The 19479-nt window shown below is 68.2% G+C and carries 23 protein-coding genes; 12 read left to right on the top strand and 11 right to left on the bottom strand.

The window, feature by feature from the left end:
• Positions 1-22: 22 nt before the first annotated feature.
• From JMF86_RS32410 to JMF86_RS32430, 5 genes are all read right to left on the bottom strand, one after another.
• The gene (locus JMF86_RS32410; protein ID WP_201317279.1) at positions 23-1405 is read right to left on the bottom strand and encodes an LLM class flavin-dependent oxidoreductase; all 1383 of its coding nucleotides are present in this window, start codon (positions 1403-1405) and stop codon (positions 23-25) included.
• A 26-nt stretch (positions 1406-1431) separates the two neighbouring features.
• On the bottom strand, positions 1432-2199 hold the full coding sequence (locus tag JMF86_RS32415) for an ABC transporter permease (RefSeq protein ID WP_077179796.1): 768 nt from the start codon (positions 2197-2199) through the stop codon (positions 1432-1434).
• The gene (locus JMF86_RS32420) at positions 2196-2930 is read right to left on the bottom strand and encodes an ABC transporter permease (RefSeq protein WP_201317280.1); all 735 of its coding nucleotides are present in this window, start codon (positions 2928-2930) and stop codon (positions 2196-2198) included. The genes JMF86_RS32415 and JMF86_RS32420 overlap by 4 nt, the downstream gene beginning before the upstream one ends.
• 4 nt (positions 2931-2934) lie before the next feature.
• Entirely contained in the window at positions 2935-3738 is an 804-nt protein-coding gene (locus tag JMF86_RS32425; RefSeq protein ID WP_201317281.1) for a transporter substrate-binding domain-containing protein, read from the bottom strand.
• Between the two features lie 177 nt (positions 3739-3915).
• Complete coding sequence (locus JMF86_RS32430) at positions 3916-5223, bottom strand: NtaA/DmoA family FMN-dependent monooxygenase (RefSeq protein ID WP_077179793.1); 1308 nt, start codon at positions 5221-5223, stop codon at positions 3916-3918.
• 332 nt (positions 5224-5555) lie between these two features.
• Between JMF86_RS32430 and JMF86_RS32435 the strand changes: the two genes are divergently transcribed.
• The 6 genes from JMF86_RS32435 to JMF86_RS32460 all read left to right on the top strand — a co-directional run bounded on the left by JMF86_RS32435 (position 5556) and on the right by JMF86_RS32460 (position 12616).
• Positions 5556-6695: an MsnO8 family LLM class oxidoreductase gene (locus JMF86_RS32435; protein ID WP_077179792.1), complete on the top strand. Its 1140-nt coding sequence runs from the start codon at positions 5556-5558 to the stop codon at positions 6693-6695.
• A complete protein-coding gene (locus JMF86_RS32440; protein ID WP_077179791.1) occupies positions 6692-7267 on the top strand; it encodes a GNAT family N-acetyltransferase in 576 nt (191 codons plus the stop codon). Before JMF86_RS32435 ends, JMF86_RS32440 begins: the two co-directional genes overlap by 4 nt.
• Before the next feature lie 77 nt (positions 7268-7344).
• Complete coding sequence (locus JMF86_RS32445; RefSeq protein WP_077179790.1) at positions 7345-8985, top strand: ABC transporter substrate-binding protein; 1641 nt, start codon at positions 7345-7347, stop codon at positions 8983-8985.
• A gap of 61 nt (positions 8986-9046) precedes the next feature.
• The gene (locus tag JMF86_RS32450; protein ID WP_077179789.1) at positions 9047-10057 is read left to right on the top strand and encodes an ABC transporter permease; all 1011 of its coding nucleotides are present in this window, start codon (positions 9047-9049) and stop codon (positions 10055-10057) included.
• A 13-nt stretch (positions 10058-10070) separates the two neighbouring features.
• A complete protein-coding gene (locus JMF86_RS32455; RefSeq protein ID WP_077179788.1) occupies positions 10071-10940 on the top strand; it encodes an ABC transporter permease in 870 nt (289 codons plus the stop codon).
• The gene (locus JMF86_RS32460) at positions 10937-12616 is read left to right on the top strand and encodes an ABC transporter ATP-binding protein (protein WP_077179787.1); all 1680 of its coding nucleotides are present in this window, start codon (positions 10937-10939) and stop codon (positions 12614-12616) included. Before JMF86_RS32455 ends, JMF86_RS32460 begins: the two co-directional genes overlap by 4 nt.
• A gap of 122 nt (positions 12617-12738) precedes the next feature.
• Here JMF86_RS32460 and JMF86_RS32465 read toward each other — a convergent pair whose 3' ends face one another.
• Positions 12739-12951: a twin transmembrane helix small protein gene (locus JMF86_RS32465; RefSeq protein WP_006489184.1), complete on the bottom strand. Its 213-nt coding sequence runs from the start codon at positions 12949-12951 to the stop codon at positions 12739-12741.
• Complete coding sequence (locus tag JMF86_RS32470) at positions 12948-13298, bottom strand: hypothetical protein (protein WP_027806248.1); 351 nt, start codon at positions 13296-13298, stop codon at positions 12948-12950. The genes JMF86_RS32465 and JMF86_RS32470 overlap by 4 nt, the downstream gene beginning before the upstream one ends.
• A 242-nt stretch (positions 13299-13540) precedes the next feature.
• Between JMF86_RS32470 and JMF86_RS32475 the strand changes: the two genes are divergently transcribed.
• Entirely contained in the window at positions 13541-14299 is a 759-nt protein-coding gene (locus JMF86_RS32475) for a YoaK family protein (RefSeq protein ID WP_012336706.1), read from the top strand.
• Positions 14300-14393: 94 nt separating this feature from the next.
• A complete protein-coding gene (locus JMF86_RS32480; protein WP_006489181.1) occupies positions 14394-14579 on the top strand; it encodes a ribbon-helix-helix protein, CopG family in 186 nt (61 codons plus the stop codon).
• 56 nt (positions 14580-14635) lie between these two features.
• On the opposite strand, the gene JMF86_RS32485 is transcribed toward JMF86_RS32480, so the two are convergent.
• Both JMF86_RS32485 and JMF86_RS32490 read right to left on the bottom strand, forming a co-directional pair.
• Positions 14636-15472 carry a spermidine synthase gene (locus JMF86_RS32485; protein WP_077179786.1) on the bottom strand — a complete coding sequence of 279 codons (837 nt, stop codon included), beginning with the start codon at positions 15470-15472 and terminating at the stop codon, positions 14636-14638.
• 67 nt (positions 15473-15539) lie between these two features.
• A complete protein-coding gene (locus tag JMF86_RS32490) occupies positions 15540-15893 on the bottom strand; it encodes a zinc ribbon domain-containing protein YjdM (protein WP_006498247.1) in 354 nt (117 codons plus the stop codon).
• Between the two features lie 373 nt (positions 15894-16266).
• On the opposite strand from JMF86_RS32490, the gene JMF86_RS32495 reads away from it, so the two are divergent.
• The 3 genes from JMF86_RS32495 to JMF86_RS32505 all read left to right on the top strand — a co-directional run bounded on the left by JMF86_RS32495 (position 16267) and on the right by JMF86_RS32505 (position 17494).
• Positions 16267-16518 (top strand): HPr family phosphocarrier protein, encoded by a 252-nt coding sequence (locus JMF86_RS32495; RefSeq protein ID WP_077179785.1) that lies wholly within the window; start codon positions 16267-16269, stop codon positions 16516-16518.
• Positions 16519-16583: 65 nt separating this feature from the next.
• Complete coding sequence (locus tag JMF86_RS32500) at positions 16584-16805, top strand: hypothetical protein (protein ID WP_011545483.1); 222 nt, start codon at positions 16584-16586, stop codon at positions 16803-16805.
• A 122-nt stretch (positions 16806-16927) separates the two neighbouring features.
• A complete protein-coding gene (locus JMF86_RS32505) occupies positions 16928-17494 on the top strand; it encodes a GNAT family N-acetyltransferase (RefSeq protein ID WP_012336702.1) in 567 nt (188 codons plus the stop codon).
• Between the two features lie 22 nt (positions 17495-17516).
• On the opposite strand, the gene JMF86_RS32510 is transcribed toward JMF86_RS32505, so the two are convergent.
• Together JMF86_RS32510 and JMF86_RS32515 are read right to left on the bottom strand one after the other, a co-directional pair.
• Positions 17517-17738 (bottom strand): hypothetical protein, encoded by a 222-nt coding sequence (locus tag JMF86_RS32510; protein WP_023476577.1) that lies wholly within the window; start codon positions 17736-17738, stop codon positions 17517-17519.
• Positions 17739-17761: 23 nt separating this feature from the next.
• Positions 17762-18094, bottom strand: a complete 333-nt coding sequence (locus tag JMF86_RS32515) for a hypothetical protein (RefSeq protein WP_043887713.1) — start codon at positions 18092-18094, stop codon at positions 17762-17764.
• Positions 18095-18704: 610 nt separating this feature from the next.
• Here JMF86_RS32515 and JMF86_RS32520 point away from each other — a divergent pair.
• Entirely contained in the window at positions 18705-19415 is a 711-nt protein-coding gene (locus JMF86_RS32520) for a response regulator (RefSeq protein WP_077179784.1), read from the top strand.
• Positions 19416-19479 lie beyond the last annotated feature (64 nt).

A 19479-nucleotide genomic window follows, 5' to 3' on the forward strand; every position in this document is an offset into this window, starting at 1 on the left:
TCGTTCAGCATTGATCGGCTGGTCAGCCCGCTTCCGGCACGGGAAACCGGAACGACGCGCCATAAGCCGTGTCCGGCAGGCGGTCGCGGCCGCCCAGCCGTGAACGGAAGGTGCCGCTCGCCGGCGTCGTCCGGTACAGACCGCGCTTCTTCAGCTCAGGCACGATCAGTTCGGCGAAATCGTCGAGCGTGCCGGGGCTGATCAGCGGATTGAGCATGTAGCCGCTCGTCGTCGACTGCCGCGCATGCTCGGCGAGCTGGTCCGCGACTTCGTCCGGCGCGCCGACGAGGATCAGGTCCGTGCCGCGCGTGACGCTCGCGAACTTGCGCCGCACGTCGCCGGCGGTGAGCGGCTTGCCGCTGCCGTCCGGCCGCACCACGTAGGACGTCAGCCCTTCCGTCTGCGTCGTCAGCGGTTCGTCGTCCGCATAGCGGTCGATGTCGATGCCGGTGTCGCCCGCATAGCTGACGAGTTGCGCGTGCTGGTGATAGTGCTGCTGCAGCGAGTGATACTTCTCCTTCGCGTCGCTCGACGAGCGCGCCGTGACGATCCGCAGCACCGTCAGCGACTTCACGTCGTCCGCCGCGCGGCCGCGTTCGGCCGCGAGCCGCCGAATCTCGTCGAGGCCCGCGCGAATCTCGTGCGGATTCGATTTCGCGACGAACACCACCTCCGCGTGCTTCGCCGCGAACGCGCGCCCACGCCCCGACCAGCCGGCCTGGATCAGCACGGGCGAGCGCTGCGGCGACGGCGCGCACACGTGCGGCCCCTGCACGCGATAGTGCGCGCCTTCGTGCGCGATCGGCCGCACGCGCTCGCCTCGCGCATAGCGCGGCGTGTGCTTGTCGGCGACGACCGCGTCGTCCGCCCAGCTTCCTTCCCACAGCTTGTACACGACATCGAGAAATTCCTCAGCGCGTGCGTAGCGTTCGTCATGGCCGATCATCTGGTCGAGCCCGAAGTTGTGCGCCGCGCTCGTCAGGTAGGACGTGACGATGTTCCAGCCGATCCGGCCGTTGCTCAGATGATCGAGCGTGCTGAAGCGGCGCGCGAGCGCGAACGGGTGCTCGTAAGTCGTGCTCGCCGTCACGCCGAACGCGAGCCGTTCGGTCTGCGCGACGAGCGCCGGAATCAGCATCATCGGATCGTTCGCGGGCGCCTCGACCGCCCACTGCACCGCCGCGTCGGCCGATCCGCCATAGACGTCGTACAGGCCGAGCACGTCCGCGAAGAACAGCATGTCGAGCTCGGCCTGCTCGGCCGTGCGCGCGAGATTCGACCAGAACGCGAGCGTATTCGCGCGCAGCCGTTCGTCGGCCGGATGGGTCCATAGGCTCGGCGCGCCGCCGCAGCCGACGCTGGCTTGTTCATACAGGGAAAACAGCAAGGGGCGAGGATCGGACATCGTCGAAATCGGTACCAAGGCAGGAATCAGTTGGGTGCCGCCCACGCGCCCGACGACGCGCGGCGGCGCCGGGCAGGCACGCGTTCGTCGGGCTGGCGCGTCAGGTAGCGATTGATGCGCTGCTCGAGACGGGCGGCAGGAATGGTCAGCAGCGCGACCAGCACGACATAGACGATCGCCGCACCGGCCAGCGGTTCGTACACGCGCAACGTCTCGAAGCGCAGCGTATTGGCCGTGCCCATCACGTCGAATACGGTCACGGTCGACGCGAGGACGGTCGATTTCAGCAGCAGGATCGCCTCGCCGGTGAGCGCGGGCAGCGCAAGCCGCCACGCACGCGGGCCGACGATGCGGCGCAGCACCTGCAGGCGCGTCATCCCGTATGCGTGGCCGGCCTCGATCTCGCCGGCCGGCACGCCGGCGATCGCACCGCGCAGGATCGTCGCGACGTACGCGCTCTCGTTCACGCTCAGCGCGACGATCGCGTACCAGAACGCGTCGCGCAGCAGCGGCGACGCCCAGCTGTCGCGCATCCATTCGCGCGGGACGATCTGCCCGAATCCGTAGTACAGCAGATAAAGCTGAACCAGGAGCGGCGTGCCGCGGATCAGCATCAGCCAGCCGCGCGCGGACCAGCGCAGCGGCGTATGGCGCGCACCGGCCGCGAGCGCGAGCGGCACGCCCAGCAGCACGCTGGCCACACCCGATACGAGCGTCAGCGCGAGCGTGGTCGGCACCGCGGCGAGCAGCTTCGGCATCACCGTGTCGAGCAGGAACGGCAGCGAGAAGATCATGTCGTCGCGCGCCTCGTGCCGCGGTTCGCATGCCGCTCGAGCGCCGCGAAAATGCCGGTCGACGTGATGCTCAGCAGCAGGAACAGCGCAGCCGTGACCAGATAGAAGAATACGTAGTGCCGCGTCGCACCGGCCGCGAGCTGGCTCGCCTTCAGCAGATCCGTGAACGATCCGAGCACGCTGATGAACGACGCGTCCTTGGTCGCGTTCAGCCACACGTTGCCGACGCCCGGCAGCGCGAGCCGCGCCGCGGCCGGAAGCCGGATGCGCGCGAACGTCTGCCACGGCGTCATCCCGTACGCGTGCGCGGCTTCGATCTGGCCCACCGGCACGTTGGCGAGCGCCGCGCGGAAGATGTCGGTGAGATACGCACCCTGGATGAAACCGAGCGACAGCGCGGCGACGACGAACGGATCGAACGCGAAGTCGCCGGAGACGATGCCGCTGCCGCGCAGCGCGTTCTCGATGGCCGGTGCGACCGCGTAGAACGCGAGCAGCAGGCACAACAGCTCCGGCAGCGCGCGCACGAGCATCGTGTAGAGCCGCGCCAGCCACACGAGCGCCGCGTATCGCGACAGCTTGCCGAGCGCGCCGGCGATGCCGAGCAGCACGCCGGTGCAGAACGACGCGGCCGCGACGCCGAACGTCAGCGCGAACGCGCCCGCGAACACGCGGCCATAACCGCCGTCGCCGAAGGCGAGCAACGCGAGCAGCGAATCGTCCGCGGCCATGCGCTCAACGACCCTTCTCGATCGTGCCCTTCAGGTTCGGATAGCGGGCGGTGATCGCATCCCACGTGCCGTCCTGCTGCAATTGCGCGATCGCGGTCGACAGCTTGCCGCGCAGCGCATCGCCGTGGCGCACGCCCGCGCCGATGCCGAGGCCCAGCACCGGATTGTCCGCGCACGTGGCCTTGACCTCGAAGTCCTTGCCGTCGCGCGACGCGAGGAACGCCGTGAACAGTCCCTTGCCTTCCTGCACGTAGTCGACGCGGCCGGACACCAGATCCGCGAGCGCATTGTCGAACTTGTCGAACGCCTTGATCTGCGCGTCCTGCTTGAAGCGGGCATCGAGGAACGCCGAGAAGTTCGTGCCGGCCTCGACGCCGATCACGCTGCCCTTGAAGGTCGTGGGCACCGCGCAGTCGACACGGCGCCGGTCGCTTTTCGCGCCGACGAACACCGTCGGCGATTCGTAATAAGCACGGCTGAAATCGATGGCTTTCTGCCGCTCGCCGGTGATCGTCATCGACGACCAGATCACGTCGATCTTGCGGTTCTGCAACGCCGGAATCAGGCCGTCCCACGCAATGTCGGTGAGCTCGCACCGTACGTTCAGCTTGCCGCACGCGGCATCGAGCACGTCGATTTCCCAGCCCTTCCACTTGCCGCCGGCGTCCTTCGAAAAGAACGGCGGGTACGACTCGGCGTCGATGCCGACGCGCAACGTCGGCTGGGCCGCATGGGAAATCGGCGCGAGGCCGAGCACGAACAGCACGGCCGCGACACGGCGGACCCTGGAACGCATCAAACGATTCATGTGGCGCATTTCTGAAATAACGTCGGAACGACCGGCGTGGCAGCCGGCAGGAGGCGTGACTGTAATGCGCGCCGAAGCGTGTACCAAATGGTTATTTTTGCGATGGATATCTGATCGCGCGATATGCGCCGAACCGCGCACCGGCCAACGTCCTCGCCCGGTACGCGGGTCATCCGCTCACGCCGCCACGGCCTCGCGCCGCAACGCCGGCAGTTCCAGATTCGCGCGGAAATCGCCGCCCACATAGTCGGTATCGAGCAGATCGCGCCGCCGCAATTCGGGCAGCAAGCCGTTGAGCAGCAGGTCCTCCTGGTCCGGCTGACCGAGCCCGTGCAGCGACAGCACGTCGACGAGCCCCGCGCGATAACGCGTCTCGATCGCGTCGGCGAGCTGCTCCGGCGTGCCGGCGACGAACCAGTGGCCGGTCTCCTGCGCGCGGATGATCAACTCGCGCAGCGTCAGCCGCTGGCGCGCGTAGCCGACGAAGATCGCCACGCGTCCGCGCCGGCGGTGCACGCTGTCGATCGCCGGCAGCAGCGATGCCGGCAACGGCTGGTCGAGCGGCAGGCCGCTCAGGTCGACGCCGCCGCCCAGCATGTCGGCGAGCTTCAGCCTGCCTTGTTCGTAATCGATGCGTTCATGCTTGTCGCGCAAGCGCCGCGCGACGTCGGCATCGGATTCGCCGATCACCGAATGAAACGAGTTCATCACGAGCGGCGGCCGGTCGCCGCGACCGAATGCGGCCGCCTGCCGGTGCAGCTCGGCGACGAACAGGCGCGCATCGTCGAGCGTCGGCTGCGACGTGTAGACGACTTCCGCATACCGCGCGCCGAGCGCCACGCCGCTCGCCGACTGCCCCGCCTGGAACAGCACCGGCCGCCGTTGCGGCGACGGCGGCACGTTCAGCGGCCCCTGCACCTGGAAATGCGCGCCGCGATAGTCGATCGCGCCGAGCTTCAACGGATCGACCGAGATGCCGCCGCCCGGCCCGCGCCGCGTCGCGCGCGGATCGTTCGCGTCGAACAGCGCGTTGACGACTTCGACGAATTCGGCCGCGCGCGCATAACGCTGCTCCGGGTCGGGCAACGCGGCATCGCCGAAATTCTCCTCGCCGACCGACGACGTGACCGCGTTCCACGCGGCGCGGCCGCCGCTCACGTGATCGAGCGTGCCGATCAGCCGTGCGAGGTTGTATGGATGGTGATACGTCGTCGACACCGTCGCGACGAGCCCGATGGCCGATGTCGCCTGGCTCAGCGCCGCCAGCGCGACGATCGGCTCCTGGCTGCCGGTGGTCCCGGCGAGGCCGGCCGCATCGGCCTGCAGCAGGTCGGCGGTAAAGAGGCCGGTGATCTTCTCGGCTTCCGCCTTGCGCGCGAGCGACGCCGCGCGCCGCACGCCCTGTGCGACATCCGCATCGCCGGGCGCGTAGAGCACGCTCGCCGCGCCGACGAGCGTCTTCAGCCGTCTGCGTGCGCCGCTCATGACGCGGCTCCGGTCGCCGTGATGGCCTTACGTCGTTCGCGTTGCTGGATCATTCGCATTCCTCGTGATTCAGTTCGATCGGAGAATCGGAGCGTGCCCGCGAACAGCGCGACGGCGAGCGTACGCGCGTCGGATCGTCGGGCAGGCTCCACGCACGCGCCGCGAGGCGCGCAGCCAACGACCATAGCGCAAGCCCCCCGGGCGGCCGGAACGAATATTTTCGGCTTTCGATATTCTTCTTGATTGTTTGACCGTGCGAACGTCGACGCAAAATAATTCGGCATGCAAAATCCGTTGATCAGGCCGTTTCGACCCGCGCCGATCGCATCATCATGACGTTCGACGCCCTCCGTTCCCACTTCGATTTGTCCGCTTTGTCCGCGCTGCCGTTCCGCTTGAGCGTGCTCGACAAGAGCCCCGTCGCACCCGGAGAAACCGCCGCCGACGCACTGGCGCGCAGCGTATCGCTCGCACGCTTCGCCGATACGGCCGGCTATCACCGCTACTGGCTCGCCGAACATCACAACACCGCCGCGCTCGCATGCCCGTCGCCGGAAATCCTGATCGCGCACGTGCTCGCGCATACGCGGCGCATTCGGGTCGGATCGGGCGGCGTGATGCTGCAGCACTACAGTCCGTACAAGATCGCGGAAAACTTCAACCTGCTCGCGTCGCTCGCGCCCGGCCGCGTCGATCTCGGCATCGGCAAGGCGCCGGGCGGCCTGCCGCTGTCGACGCGCGCGCTGCAGGCCGGCTACGATCCGGCGCGGCGCGCGTCGTTCGCCGACCTGGCCGACGAGCTGAATCGCCATCTCGAAGGTGACGATGCGACAGCCGATGCGGCCGGCCAGGACGCCGCCACGCTGCATGCGACGCCACGCCCGCCGGTGCCCGCGCAACCGTTCCTGCTCGGCGCGAGCGCGGAAAGCGCCACGCTCGCCGCGCGGCTCGGCTGGGCGTTCGTCTACGCATCGCATCTGAATGCCTCCGCGACGGATCTGGAACGCACGTTCGACACCTATCGCGAAGCGTCGGGCGGCCGCACGCCGCTGCTGGCCGTCTCCGCGATCGTCGCCGACACCCGCGACACGGCGGCGCAGCTCGCGAGCGGACATCAGGGTTTTCGCGTGCAGGTAGGCGACACGCCCGCCGTCAACGTCGGCAGTCTCGAACAGGCGCATGCATACATCCGCCAGGCCGGCGGCGGCCCGCACCGGATCGAGCCGCGCGAAACACGGATCGTGCACGGCACGCGCGACGACGTGCTGCGCGAGCTCGACGCATTGCATCGTCGTCACGGGATTGCCGAATTCGTCGTCGACACGCCGGTCGCCGATGCCGCACCGCGGATTGCGTCGCTGCGGTTGCTGGCCGGCGTGCGTGCCGACGATCGCGACACGGCGGCGGCGCGCGACGAAGCGAATGCACGTCCGAACGCACGACAACCGGACTTCGAAGGCACCGCGCCATGACCGATACGATCCGCATCGCCGGCGCGGACGACGTGCCGGCCGTCTACGCGTTGCTGCAGGACGCCTACGCGCCGCTCGCGGCGCAGGGCGTGCACTTCACGATCACGCGCTCGCCGATCGAACGCGTCGCGCAGACCGTCGCGCGGGAAACGACGTTCGTGCTCGAACACGCGACACCCGACGGCCGCACGGCGCTCGCGGCCACGTTGACCGTGCGGTTTCCGTGGGTGTCCGGCGAACGCCATCGCACGCCGTATCCGTTCCTGCACTGGTTCGCAGTCGCCCCCGCGTTCAAGCGACAAGGATTCGGGCACGCACTGATCGCGCACGTCGAGACGCAGTTCCTGGCGTCGCAAGTCAAGGCGCCTGCGACGTATCTCGCGACCGCGACCAACCATCCGTGGCTGCAGTCGTATTACGAGCGCAGCGGCTACCAGTCGTTCGACCGCTCGACGAACGCGCTCGGCACGCCGCTCGTCTGGTTGAGAAAAATCCTGATCCCGGATCTCTACCCGGGCGCAGCCGCGGACGACACCGCCCGGGACCGCGAACGCATCCACGCGAACGCGTGACGTGACGTACCGCGCCGACCCACATAAACGACGCGAACCACATCCACCGCTATCCACCTCGTAAAAGGCTTTCTCGCATGACAATCGCATTTCCGGATTCCGCGCTGCGCGCGTCGCGCCGCACCGTCTCGGCTGCGCTGCTGCTCGCGCTCGCGCTGCCGCATACGGCGTTTGCCCAGGGCGCACCCGTCGCGGGCGGCACGCTGACCTGGGGCGTCGAAACCGAACCCCGCACGCTGAACCCGCAACTGAACGGCCAGGACAAGGTCGAGCTGCTGCTGCGCAACGCGTACGAAAGCCTGCTCGCGCAAAAGCCCGACGGCAGCTACGTGCCGTGGCTCGCGACCGGCTACAAGGTCTCCGCCGACGGCAAGACCTATACGTTCACGCTGCGCGACGGCGTGAAATTCACCGACGGCGCGCCGTTCGACGCGAAGGCCGTCGCCCGCAATTTCCTGAATGCGCGCGAATTGTCGTATGCGGCCGGCAGCCAGCTCGCGCGGCTGATCTCGCACGTCGCCGACGTCAAGACGCCGGACGAGCACACGGTCGTCATCACGCTCGACGCGCCGTATGCGCCGTTCCTGACCTTCGCGGGCCGGCTGCCGCTGCTGTCGCCGAACGCATTCGACCGCCCCGGCCTGAAATCGGGCGGCCCCGACATCGCGGGCACCGGCCCGTTCATCCTGCGCCGCTACGTGAAGGGCCAGGAAATCGAGTTCGCGAAAAATCCCGACTATCGCTGGGCGCCGCCGACCGCCGGCCACCAGGGCCCCGCGTATCTCGACCGGGTCGTCTACCGGTTCCTGCCCGAATCGTCGGTCCGCACCGGCGCGCTGCTGTCCGGCCAGGTCGACGTGATCGAAGGCGTGTCCGGCAACGACGCCGCGCTGATCCGCAAGAACGCCGATTTCACCTACCGCCGCGCGCTCAACACCGGCACGCCGTACTCGCTGTTCCTGAACGTCGGCTACGGCCCGACGCAGGACGTGAAGGTGCGCCGCGCGCTGCTCGAAGGGCTCGACACGACCGGCATCGTGCAATCGATCTACCGCGGCGAGCGCACGCGCGCATGGGGCATCACGTCGCCGATCGATCCGTTCTACGACGCGTCGATCGAAAAGACCTACGGCAACAACCCGAAGCTCGCGAACCAGCTGCTCGACGAAGCCGGCTGGAGCGCGCGCGACAGCGGCGGCTTCCGCACGAAGAACGGTGAGCGGCTGACGATCGCGGTCGTCCAGGCGCAGGCGACCGTGCGCGACCAGCGCGACGTGCTGCTGCAGGCGCTGCAGGCGCAAGCGCGGCAACGACTCGGCGTGGACCTGAAGATCCAGTACGTCGACGACGGCACGTACGTCGAGGCGCGCAAGAGCGGCAAGTTCGGCTCGATCGCGAACTCGAACACGCCGCCGGACGGCATCGACATCGAAGGCCACTACCTGCCCGTCGATCGCGGCGGCGCGCTGAACTACAGCCGTGCGGCGGCGCCCGAGCTGACGCGCTGGCTGCAGGCGGCCGCGCGCACGCAGAACGTCGCCGAGCGCAAGAAGCTGTACGGCGAGCTGCAGCACTTCGCGATCAACGAGCAGGCGTACGCGCTGCCGCTGTACGAGCCGGAAGACCAGATCGCCGCCGCGAAGGCGGTCCAGGGCTTGCGCTTCCGCTCGTTCGCGCAGATGCCCGAGAACCCGTACGACGTGTGGGTGAAGAAGTAAGCCGACGCTTGCCGGCCTGCCTCGCATCGCCCATCGCGCTGCCCCGACAGGAGAATCGACCATGAACCGTCCGTCGTCCGCTTTCGTCTCCGTCCCGGACGCGCGGCCTACCGCTGCGCCGCCGGCCGCATGGCGCCGCTGGCTGCGTTCGCCGATCGCGACGCGGCTCGCCACCGGCGCGCTCGTGCTGTGGGCCGCAGTCACGCTGTCGTTCGCCGCCGTGCATCTCGCGCCGGGCGATATCGTCAGCATCCTGATCGGCGAGCAGTTGAGCACGCCGGAGATCGAAGCCGCGATCCGCCAGGAATGGGGGCTCGACGAGCCGCTTGCGCTGCAATACGTGCATTACCTGTGGCGCGTGCTGCACGGCGAGTTCGGCCGCTCGTACATCCTGAACACCGACGTCGCGCCGCTCGTGCTCGGCCAGCTGTGGCCGACGCTGAAACTGACGGGCGCGGCGCTGGTCGTGACGATCGTGTTCGCGGTCGGCCTCGCGGTACTGACGGCCGGCCGCCGCTGGGCCGGCCGCGCCGCGTCGGGCGTCGAACTGCTGCTCGCATCGACGCCGTCGTTCTGGCTCGGCATCATGCTGCTGTTCGTATTCAGCTTTACGCTGAAGCTGTTCCCGGTAGCCGGCGATCGCGGCTTCGCGTCGCTCGTCCTGCCCGCGCTGTCGCTCGGGCTCGCGCAGGGCGCGGTGATCGGCCGCGTACTGCGGCAAGGCATCGAGCGCGCGCTCGACGAGCCGTACGCGCTGACGGTGCGTTCGTGGGGCATCGGCGGACTCGCGCTGCGCGTGCGCCATGCGCTGCGCCACGCGGCGCTGCCGGCCGTCACGCTCGCCGGCTGGCTCGTCGGCGGCCTGCTGAGCGGCGCGGTGATCACCGAGCAGGTGTTCGGCCGGCCCGGCCTCGGCAAGGTGACGGTCGACGCGGTGCTGTCGAAGGACATGCCGGTGATCCTCGCGATCGCGATCCTGTCGGCGGCCATCTATGTCGCGCTCAGCACGGCCGTCGACCTGCTGTACCTGCTGATCGATCCCCGCCTGCGCGATCGCCGCGCAGCGCGTTGAACCGGAGACTTCGATGTCCACGCCCATCGACTTCACGTTGCGCACGCCCGCGACATTCGCCGCCGCCGGCTGGCTGCGCCGCCATCCGGGCCTCGCGCTCGCCGCCGTCTATCTGCTGCTGAACGCGATCGCCGTCGTCGCACCGGGCTGGCTCGCGCACTACGACCCGCTGGCGGCCGATCCGCTGTCCGCGCAGCTCGGCAGCAGCGCCGAGCACTGGCTCGGCACCGATCAGCTCGGCCGCGACATCTTCTCGCGGGTCGTGTACGGCGCCCGCTACTCGCTGTCGATCAGCGCGGCCGCGATCGGCGTCGCGACGCTGTTCGGCACCGCGCTCGGGCTGTTCGCCGGCCTCGCACGCGGCTGGCTCGACGAACTGATCACGCGCGTGCTCGACGTCGTGTCCGCGTTTCCCGACCTGCTGCTCGCGCTGATGCTGATCTCGTTCACCGGCCCCGGCGCGGTCAACCTCGTGTTCGCGCTCGGCGTCGCGTCGGTGCCGCGCTTCGCACGCGTGGTGCGCGCGCAAACCTTCGTCGTCGCGGCATCCGGCTATGTCGAGCACGCGCGCACGCTCGGTCTTGCGCCGGCGGTGCTGGTATGGCGGCACGTGTTGCCGCATGCGATCGCGCAGGTACCGGTACTCGCGACGATCGGGCTGGGCACCGCGATCATCGGTACGTCGGGGCTGAGCTTCCTCGGGATGGGACCGCAGCCGCCCGCCGCGGAATGGGGATTGATGCTCGCCGAGGGCCGCAACTATCTGTACAACGCGTGGTGGATCGCGGTGTGGCCCGGCCTCGCGATCACCGCGGCCGTGATCGCGGTGAACGCGCTCGGCGGCTACTGGCAGGCGCGCTTCGAACATCGGGAGGCGGCATGAGCACGCCCGCTAACGTTGCGCGCGCAACGACCTCATCCGCCGCGCCGCTGGCCCGCATCGAGCGCCTGACGATCGGGTTTCGCGGCCCGCGAGGAACGCAGGCCGTCGTCGGCCCGCTCGATCTCGCCGTGCATGCCGGCGAATGCGTCGCGCTCGTCGGCGAGTCGGGCTCCGGCAAGTCGGTCACCGCGCGCAGTCTGGTCGGGCTGAACGGCCCGCACGCGGTGATCGACGCCGACCGGTTCGAGATCGCCGGCATCGATGCGCGCGGCCATCGCGAGCGCGACTGGCGCGCGATACGCGGCCGCCGGATCGGCTACGTGCTGCAGGACGCGCTGGTGTCGCTCGACCCGCTGTGGCGCGTGCGCGACCTCGTCGCGGAGGCGTTGCACGATACGCGGCAGCGCGACGTCGCCACGCGCAGCGCCGACCTGCTGCGCTCGGTCGGCATCGACGATCCCGAGCGGCGGCTGCCGCAGTATCCGCATCAGTTGTCGGGCGGCTTGCGGCAGCGCGTGCTGATCGGCACCGCGATCGCGGGCGGCGCGTCGCTGCTGATCGCCGACGAGCCGACCACGGCGCTGGACATGACCGTGCAACGCCAGATCCTGTCACTGCTGCGTGCGCGCCGGGATGCCGGCGACGCGATCCTGCTGATCAGCCACGACCTCGCGGTCGTCGCGGAGCTGGCCGACCGCGTGCTCGTGATGCGCGCCGGCCAGGTCGTCGAACAGGGGCCGGCACGCGACGTGCTGAGCGCACCGACGCATCCGTACACGCGTGCGTTGCTCGCGGCGATTCCCACCGCCACGTCGCGCGGGTTCCGGCTGGCGACCGCCGAGCGCGTGCCGCTGCCGTCGAAGCGCATCGACGCACAGGCACCGGTGCTGGCCGTGGACGCGCTGACGAAGCGCTACGGCGGACGCGATGCGCCGCCCGCCGTCGACGGCGTGTCGTTCTCGCTCGCGCGCGGCGAGACGCTCGGCATCGTCGGTGAATCCGGTTCCGGCAAATCGACGGTCGCGCGGATCGTGCTCGGGCTCGTCGAACCCGACGCCGGCACCGTCACGCTCGACGGGCAGCCATGGAACGGCATCCCCGAAGCCGCGCGGCGCGCCCGCCGTGCGCGGCTGCAGCTGATCGCCCAGGACCCGTACAGTTCGTTCGATCCGCGCTATTCGGTCCGCCGGATCATCGGCGAAGGGCTCGAGGTGGTCGGACTCCACGGCGACGCGCGCCGCCGCCGCGTGCTGCAACTGCTCGACGAAGTGCAGCTCGGTGCGGCGTGCCTCGACCGTTATCCACGCGAATTGTCCGGTGGCCAGCGCCAGCGCGTCGCGATCGCGCGCGCGTTCGCGTCCAACCCGGCGCTGCTCGTCGCGGACGAACCGGTCAGCGCGCTCGACGTGTCGATCCAGGCGCAAGTGCTCGACCTGCTCGCCGATCTGCAGGCCGAACACGGCACCGCGATGCTGTTCATCTCGCATGACCTGGGTGTGGTGCATCACGTGGCCGACCGGATTCTCGTGATGCGACGCGGCCGCGTGGTCGAAAGCGGGCCGGTCACGCAGGTATTCGACGCGCCGTCGCACCCGTATACCGCGTCGCTTCTCGACGCACTGCCCACGCTGCCCGGCGGCACGGCTACCGCGCCGACGCTCACCGCGCTCGCATGACGGCTGCCTGCCCCGGTCGAACCGCCTCGTCGGGCTGATCGACCACCGGTGCTCGCCGTCAAGTCCGCTTCGGCGCGATCACGCGGAATCGAACCGCCCGGCACCCGCGCGGCAACCGCGCGTCAGCGCCCGATCGGCAACCCGGTCGGCTCGATCCAGCCGAGCTTGTACGCGATCAGCAGCGACAGGAACAGCGTGACCGACAACCCGACGCGCGCGGCGAGCGACCACGCCATCCGCTTGGACTTGCCGCGATCGTGATTCATGAAGTACAGCGCGAAGATCAGACTCGCGATGATCATCGCGAATGCCACAGAAACCAGCAGGGTTTTCATTGCCGTTGCCTTTGAAGATCCGAATCGGCCTGAATCAGTTCGGCCAGTTTTTGCCGCTCGTCGGCGACGCCACCGACGCCCGACGCCGGCCAGTCCAGCGCGACGCCGTTGCCCAGCGAATCGCGCACCAGCGCCTGGTAGCGCCGGTCGTTGATCGTGCCGTGCGCCATCGTGTCCGAGATCTCGCGCCTAAACGGCAGCGGGAAACTCGCGTACGCGCGCGACAGCGCCGCGTATTGTCTCGCATCGATCTCTTTCGACGATGGTATGACAGTCCAGATCACCACGGCGACGATGGCCGTGAACGGGATCGCCGTGTAGCGAAGGATGAACTTGATCGGGGTCATGAAGCGGTGGGCAGAAGGGAATCGCGGGCGCGCGCCGCGCAGCGGCGAAACAGCCGGCCGGCGGCGCATTGCACCATTGTACTGAAAGCACCATCCGGCCAACAGGGTATGATAATGACATTATCATGTTCATCACATGATTCGACAGCCCGGTATCCGGTGCAAGCGGCGTGCCCGTCACGCCGCCCGGCATCGCTTTTCCGCCTGTGCCCGCGAATCCGCGACGATCGAGCGAAGCCCTTATGCCAGCGCAGTACTTTCGAAACCTGACGGGAAAACACCGCAGCGCGACCGCGAACCGCCAGCTCGGGTTTTCGCTCGCGTTCGTCGCCGGCGCGGCCAACGCCGGCGGCTTTCTCGCGGTCAAGCAATACACGTCGCACATGAGCGGCATCGTGTCGGCAATCGCCGACCAGACGGCGCTCGGTGACGTGCGGCTCGCGCTCGCCGGCATCAGCTCGCTGGGGTCGTTCCTGATCGGCGCCAGTTGCTCGGCGATCCTCGTCAACTGGGGGCGCCGCCGGGGCCTGCACAGCCAGTTCATGCTGCCGCTGCTGGTCGAAGCCGCGCTGCTGTTGCTGTTCGGGCTGCTCGGCAGCCACCTCGCGCTGTGGGAAACGTTCTTCGTGCCGGTGACCGTGACGCTGCTGTGCTTCATCATGGGGCTGCAGAACGCGACGATCACGAAGTTGTCCGGTGCGGAAATCCGCACGACCCACGTCACGGGCATCGTGACCGACCTCGGCATCGAGCTCGGGAAGCTGTTCTACTGGAACCGCTCGGCCATCGATGTCGACGCGCACGCGGTGATCGCCAACCGTTCGAAACTGCGGATACACGCGACGATGCTCGCGTCGTTCTTCGTCGGTGGCCTGGCCGGCGCCATCGGCTTCAAGCATGTGGGCTACGTGTCGACCGTGCCGCTCGCTGCGGTGCTCGTCACGCTCGCCATCGTGCCGGTGATCGACGACCTGCTCGCGCTGCTGCGCAGCCAACGCTGATCGTGCGCCACGGGCAGTGCGCGCGGCGCGCGCGGTAACGCCGAAAGCGGATCGATTATAATTTGATTAACATACCGACCACCCTCGCCCCGTCATGGAAACGAAAACCGCCCGCCTGACCGTCCTGATCGATCCCGCGAAGAAGGAAGCCTTCGAGATGCTCTGCGCGGAGCAGGATCTTACGCCGTCGCAAGTCGTCCGGCAGTTGATCCGCGAATATCTCGACCGGCACGGCGTCACGTACAAGACCCGCAGCGCGATCGGCAAGCGCGTGAAGTAAGCGCGGCCGTCAAGGCCGCGTGGCGCCGGCCGGGTACCCCCGGCACCCCGGCACCGTTACGCGCCGATCTCCCAACGTTCGTGCGATTGCGCACGCCACACCAGCCGCCGCGGATCGATGCCCTCGCCGTGCTTCATGCGCCGCGCGGTGGCAGCGAGCTTCAGTTCGCCGGCCTGCGGGCAGGCGAGCGCCCGCTCCAGCAGGGTACGCAACGACGGCAGCCGGCTGCCGCCCTTCCACGCGAATGCAACGAAGTTGTTGTCGTCGCCACACGGCACCAGCGCATACGACGAACCGAATACCGATCGCAGTTGCTCGAGGTGCTCCGGCAAGGCCGGATCGTCGTCCATGAAGTTGATCGCGAGCACGCCGGATTCGCTCAGGCGCGCGCGGCACATATCGAGGAATATGCCGCCCGTACAGCGCCCGCGCCTCCCGTCGGCGACGAACGCGTCGTGCAGGATCACGTCCGTCCGGACGTCCGCCCGCTCGAGATGATCCGCGCCGTCCGCGCATACCACGCGAAAGCGCGCATCATCGGCAGGAATCCTGAACACGTCGCGCAGCGCGATCACGTCCGGATTGATCTCGACCGCATCGAGCGTCGTGCCGGGCAGGTGGCGGTAGCAGTACTTCGCGAGCGACCCGCCGCCGAGCCCGAGCATGCAGATGTGCGCCGGCTCGGCCTGCAACAGCAGGAAACCCATCATCACGCGCGTATAGCCGAGCGCGAGCCGCACCGGATCGCGCAGCGACATGAAGCTCTGGGTGCCGAAATGATCGAAGTGCAGCGAGACCGCGTGCTGCGTCTCCAGCACGAACGGCCGGCCGTCGTTCAGCGGCGTCGCCAGGAACCTGACGAACGCGTCGTAGGAAGTTCGATCCTCGGCCATGTGCGGGTAATCGGCTGGAAATGCGGCGGATGAAAACGCGGATGCAGCGGCTGCCTGAACCGTGTGCTCAGACCTTCTTCAGATAGCACGCCTTCAGCATGAAGCCGCCCATGTCGGTCTTGCAGTCGACTTCATGATCGCCGCCGACGAGCCGGATGCTCTTGACCTTGGTGCCCATCTTCAGCGTGATCGACGAACCCTTCACGCGCAGGTCCTTGATCAGCACGACCGAATCGCCGTCCGACAGCACGTTACCGTTGGCGTCCTTGACGACGTCGCCCGCCGGTTCGTCGCCGGCCTCGGCGCCGGCGTCGGCCGACCATTCATGGCCGCAGTCCGCGCACACGGTCAGCGCGCCATCCGGGTAAGTGTTTTCCATCGCGCATTGCGGGCAGGCGGGGGCATTCATTGCAGCTTCCATTCGGGGAGAGGTTCGGGTCGATCGACGATGCCGGGCGAGCAGGTCGCATGCCCGGATGCGCCGCCACGCGGCCGCCGGCAGTGCCACGGGCCGCCAGCGGCGCACACGGCATTATAATGCAATTCACATGATCTGGCCGATGCATTATAATCATCCACTTCCCGACAATCCGCGCACTTGAATGCGCCTTCGCAGCGGATGTCGGCATGTTCGCGCCGAATGGCGCGCGCACTCCGCCCGGCCGGCGCCCCGCGACCCTGCGGGAAATCGTGACATCCCGGCCGCCCGATGTCCGCAACACGCGCGCAACCGTGCAGGTCGCGCGCCGCTCCGCCCACCTGTCCGGAGGCTTTCCAGCATCGTGGCAACTGTCGTGTACGTTCAAATCGGCCCCGCATGGAACCGTAATCGGGGCCGCGCCGCGCGCGACGCGACCGTCGACGCGGCACGCCGTTTCGACAGCGATATCCAGCTGATCGCGAACGGGCACGGCAGCAACGCAAAAGACAGCGGCGCGATCGCGTCGCTGCAGGTTCACGGCGGCACGTCGGCCCAGGTGCTCGCCACCGGCCCCGACGAGGAAGCGGCGCTGCAGGCGCTGTTGCCGTTGCTGCAAGCAGACTGACGCTTGCGCCGCCGATCCCGCGGCCACGCGCCGTCCATCCCGAAACGCCATTTCCCGAGGAAGCGATGAACGACAATCTCACGTCCAACACCCCCAACCTGTCGGCCTCCGCGATCTGGGCGCTCGAACGCCTCGCCGATGTTCGCTACGGCCGCGATGCGCCGGCGCTCGGCTGGTCGATCGCGCGGGAGCTCGTCAGCGCCGGGTTCGTCAGCCATCCCCCGCACGGCCGCTCCGGCGCGTCGATCACGGCCGAAGGGCGTTCCTTCCTGAAAAGCCGCAAGTAAAGACCCTACGGGACGGGCACGATCGCACGTCATGCCGCGATGCGGGCGGGGCATTGCGCCCCGCTCGCCGTTTACGCGGTATCGTACGGAGCCCAAGCGCGGCAGCCGTGCCGCTTTCCCTCATGGAACGCCCGATGACATTCAGCGCCGTGCCACCCGTCTCGTCCCCGCCCGTTCTCGACACGCCGCGCCTGATTCTCGAAGGCCATCCGCTCGGCGACTTCGACGCACTCGCCGCGATGTGGGCGGAGCCCGGCGTCGTCGCGCACATCTTCAACGGCACGCCCTCCACACCGCGCGACTCGTGGATGCGCATGCTCGCGTATCGCGGGCTGTGGCCACTGCTCGGCTATGGCTACTGGGCGATTCGAGAAAAGGCGTCGGGCCGTTATGTCGGCGATCTCGGCTTCGCGGATTTTCATCGGAACATCGAGCCGCCGATTCGCGGCGTGCCGGAAGCCGGCTGGGCGCTGGCGACGTGGGCGCAAGGCAATGGCTACGCGACGGAGGCGCTCGCGGCCGCGCTCGCATGGCTCGACGCACAGCAGCGGTTCGAGCGCAGCGTGTGCCTGATCGCGCCGACCAACGTCGCCTCGATCCGGGTCGCGGAGAAAGCCGGTTACGGCGAGCCGCGGCGCATCCGCTTCAACGACGCCGATTCGCTGATGTTCTCGCGCAAGAGCCGGTAAGCGCGGCGAACCGGCAGCCGAGTCAGTCCGCTGCCGGTTCGTAGCAATGCATGAAGAGGCCGTCTTCCATCGGCCAGCAGTTGCCGCATTCATCGCGCACGATCCAGTCGCCCGGCTTCACCGATCGCCAGCCTTCCGGCGTCGCGACCGCCCACTTGCCCTCACGACGCTCTACCCGTTCATGGTCGCCCTCGGCGAACCATCGTGTTGCATCGACCTGACTCGTGCGTTTTCTGAATCTCATGCCAGCACCGAAGGAAACGAATCTCAATGTCGCGTTGCCGCGGCGCCGGTCTCGAGCGACCGCTGCTGCACCCTCAGCGCGTTCGTTGCCGCGCGGGTGGCGTGCAACGCCGTCCAGCCCTCCGCGAGGAGCGCCTCCAGCGTTTCGCGCGCGACGGTGGAGATCCGGACATCGATCTCCTGCACTTTCATCAGCGCCGACATGACCTCGTCCGGTTGATCGGGTGCAAGCGCAACGATGAACGCCGAACGCATCTCGGCAGCGCGGACGGCCTCGTTCCAGTCGGCGCGCGCCACCGCGGCTTCGATCGCATGCGTGAGTGCATCGAGACTCAGGACGACTTGCAACGGCGTCATTTCGCTTCCCCGTGAATCCCGTGATTTCCGTGAATCATTCGTCTTGTCTCCGCTTGCCGACCCGTCGCGAGCCGGTGCGGCATCGATCCGACCCACGCGCATCCCGGTTCCGCCCGCGAGCAGCCTGACTCGACGGGTCGTCGAAACCGGCCGTCGATGCGACCGGAAAACAGAGGCCATCGCAGTATGCGAGGCGCGTAAGTCAGGTTCGGGAATTGTAGGGACCGAGACGCGCCCACGTCGGTAATATTTTGTAATGATATGTCGACTAACCTTGCCTGGCCTGGGTTCGGCCGGTGCAAGCGAGGTTCGCCGACGCCGGATCGGCGCAAACGTTTTCGTCTGAAGGATGCCCGCTCGTGCATCATCGCGCGCGCCGCGCCGGACCTCGCATCGACCTGTTTCAACCTCACAAGCGGCCTGACGCTACCCACCCCGCGCTTTCCACCCGGCGGCAGCGATTGGCCCACAGCTAAGCTCACCGAACGATCCAGATTTCGTCACATTCCGTCGGAATGTTGCGCAGTATCATCCACGTCGCTTCGGCTACGACGCGTTCGGACTGGGCCTGACCGCTCGCCACCTTCCCGTTTTGCCCCTTCGTTTACCGATGCCCATTCGAATCCTGCTCGTCGAAGACGACGTCCCGCTGTCCGCGCTGATCGCCGACTATCTGCGCAAGCATCATTACCGGGTGGAGACGTTGTTCGACGGCACCGGCGCGGTACCGGCGATCGTCGCGAGCCGCCCCGATCTCGTGCTGCTCGACGTCAACCTGCCGGGCAAGGACGGCTTCGAGATCTGCCGCGAGGCGCGCATGCATTACGACGGCATCGTCATCATGGTGACGGGCCGCGACGAACCGTTCGACGAATTGCTCGGCCTGGAACTCGGCGCGGACGACTTTCTCCGCAAGCCGGTCGAGCCGCGCCTGCTGCTCGCGCGGATCAAGGCGCAGTTGCGACGTACGCGCGTGCCGGCCGGCGAGCCCGTGCCGGATTCGCCGCAGCGATACGTGTTCGGCAAGTTCTCGATCGACCGGGCCGACCGTCGCGTGCATCTTCCCGACGGCAGCATGCCGCGCCTGACGTCGACCGAATTCGACCTGCTGTGGGCGCTCGTATGCCGCGCGGGCGAGGTGGTCAGCCGGGAAGACCTGACGCTGCTGCTGCGCGGCATCGCGTTCGACGGCCTCGATCGGTCGATCGACGGCCGCATCTCGAAGCTGCGCCGCAAGCTGCGCGACGATGCGAACGAACCGAAGCGGATCAAGACCATCCGCTCGAAGGGCTATCAGTTCAGCAAGCACGCGTGGGATTGAGGCCGCGCGCGGGCCGGCGAACGACGTTGCGCGAGCGCGGCTCGCGAAGCCCGGCACGCGCTTG

The organism is Burkholderia sp. E168m15 (assembly GCF_016586105.1).
GTDB lineage: Bacteria > Pseudomonadota > Gammaproteobacteria > Burkholderiales > Burkholderiaceae > Burkholderia > Burkholderia orbicola.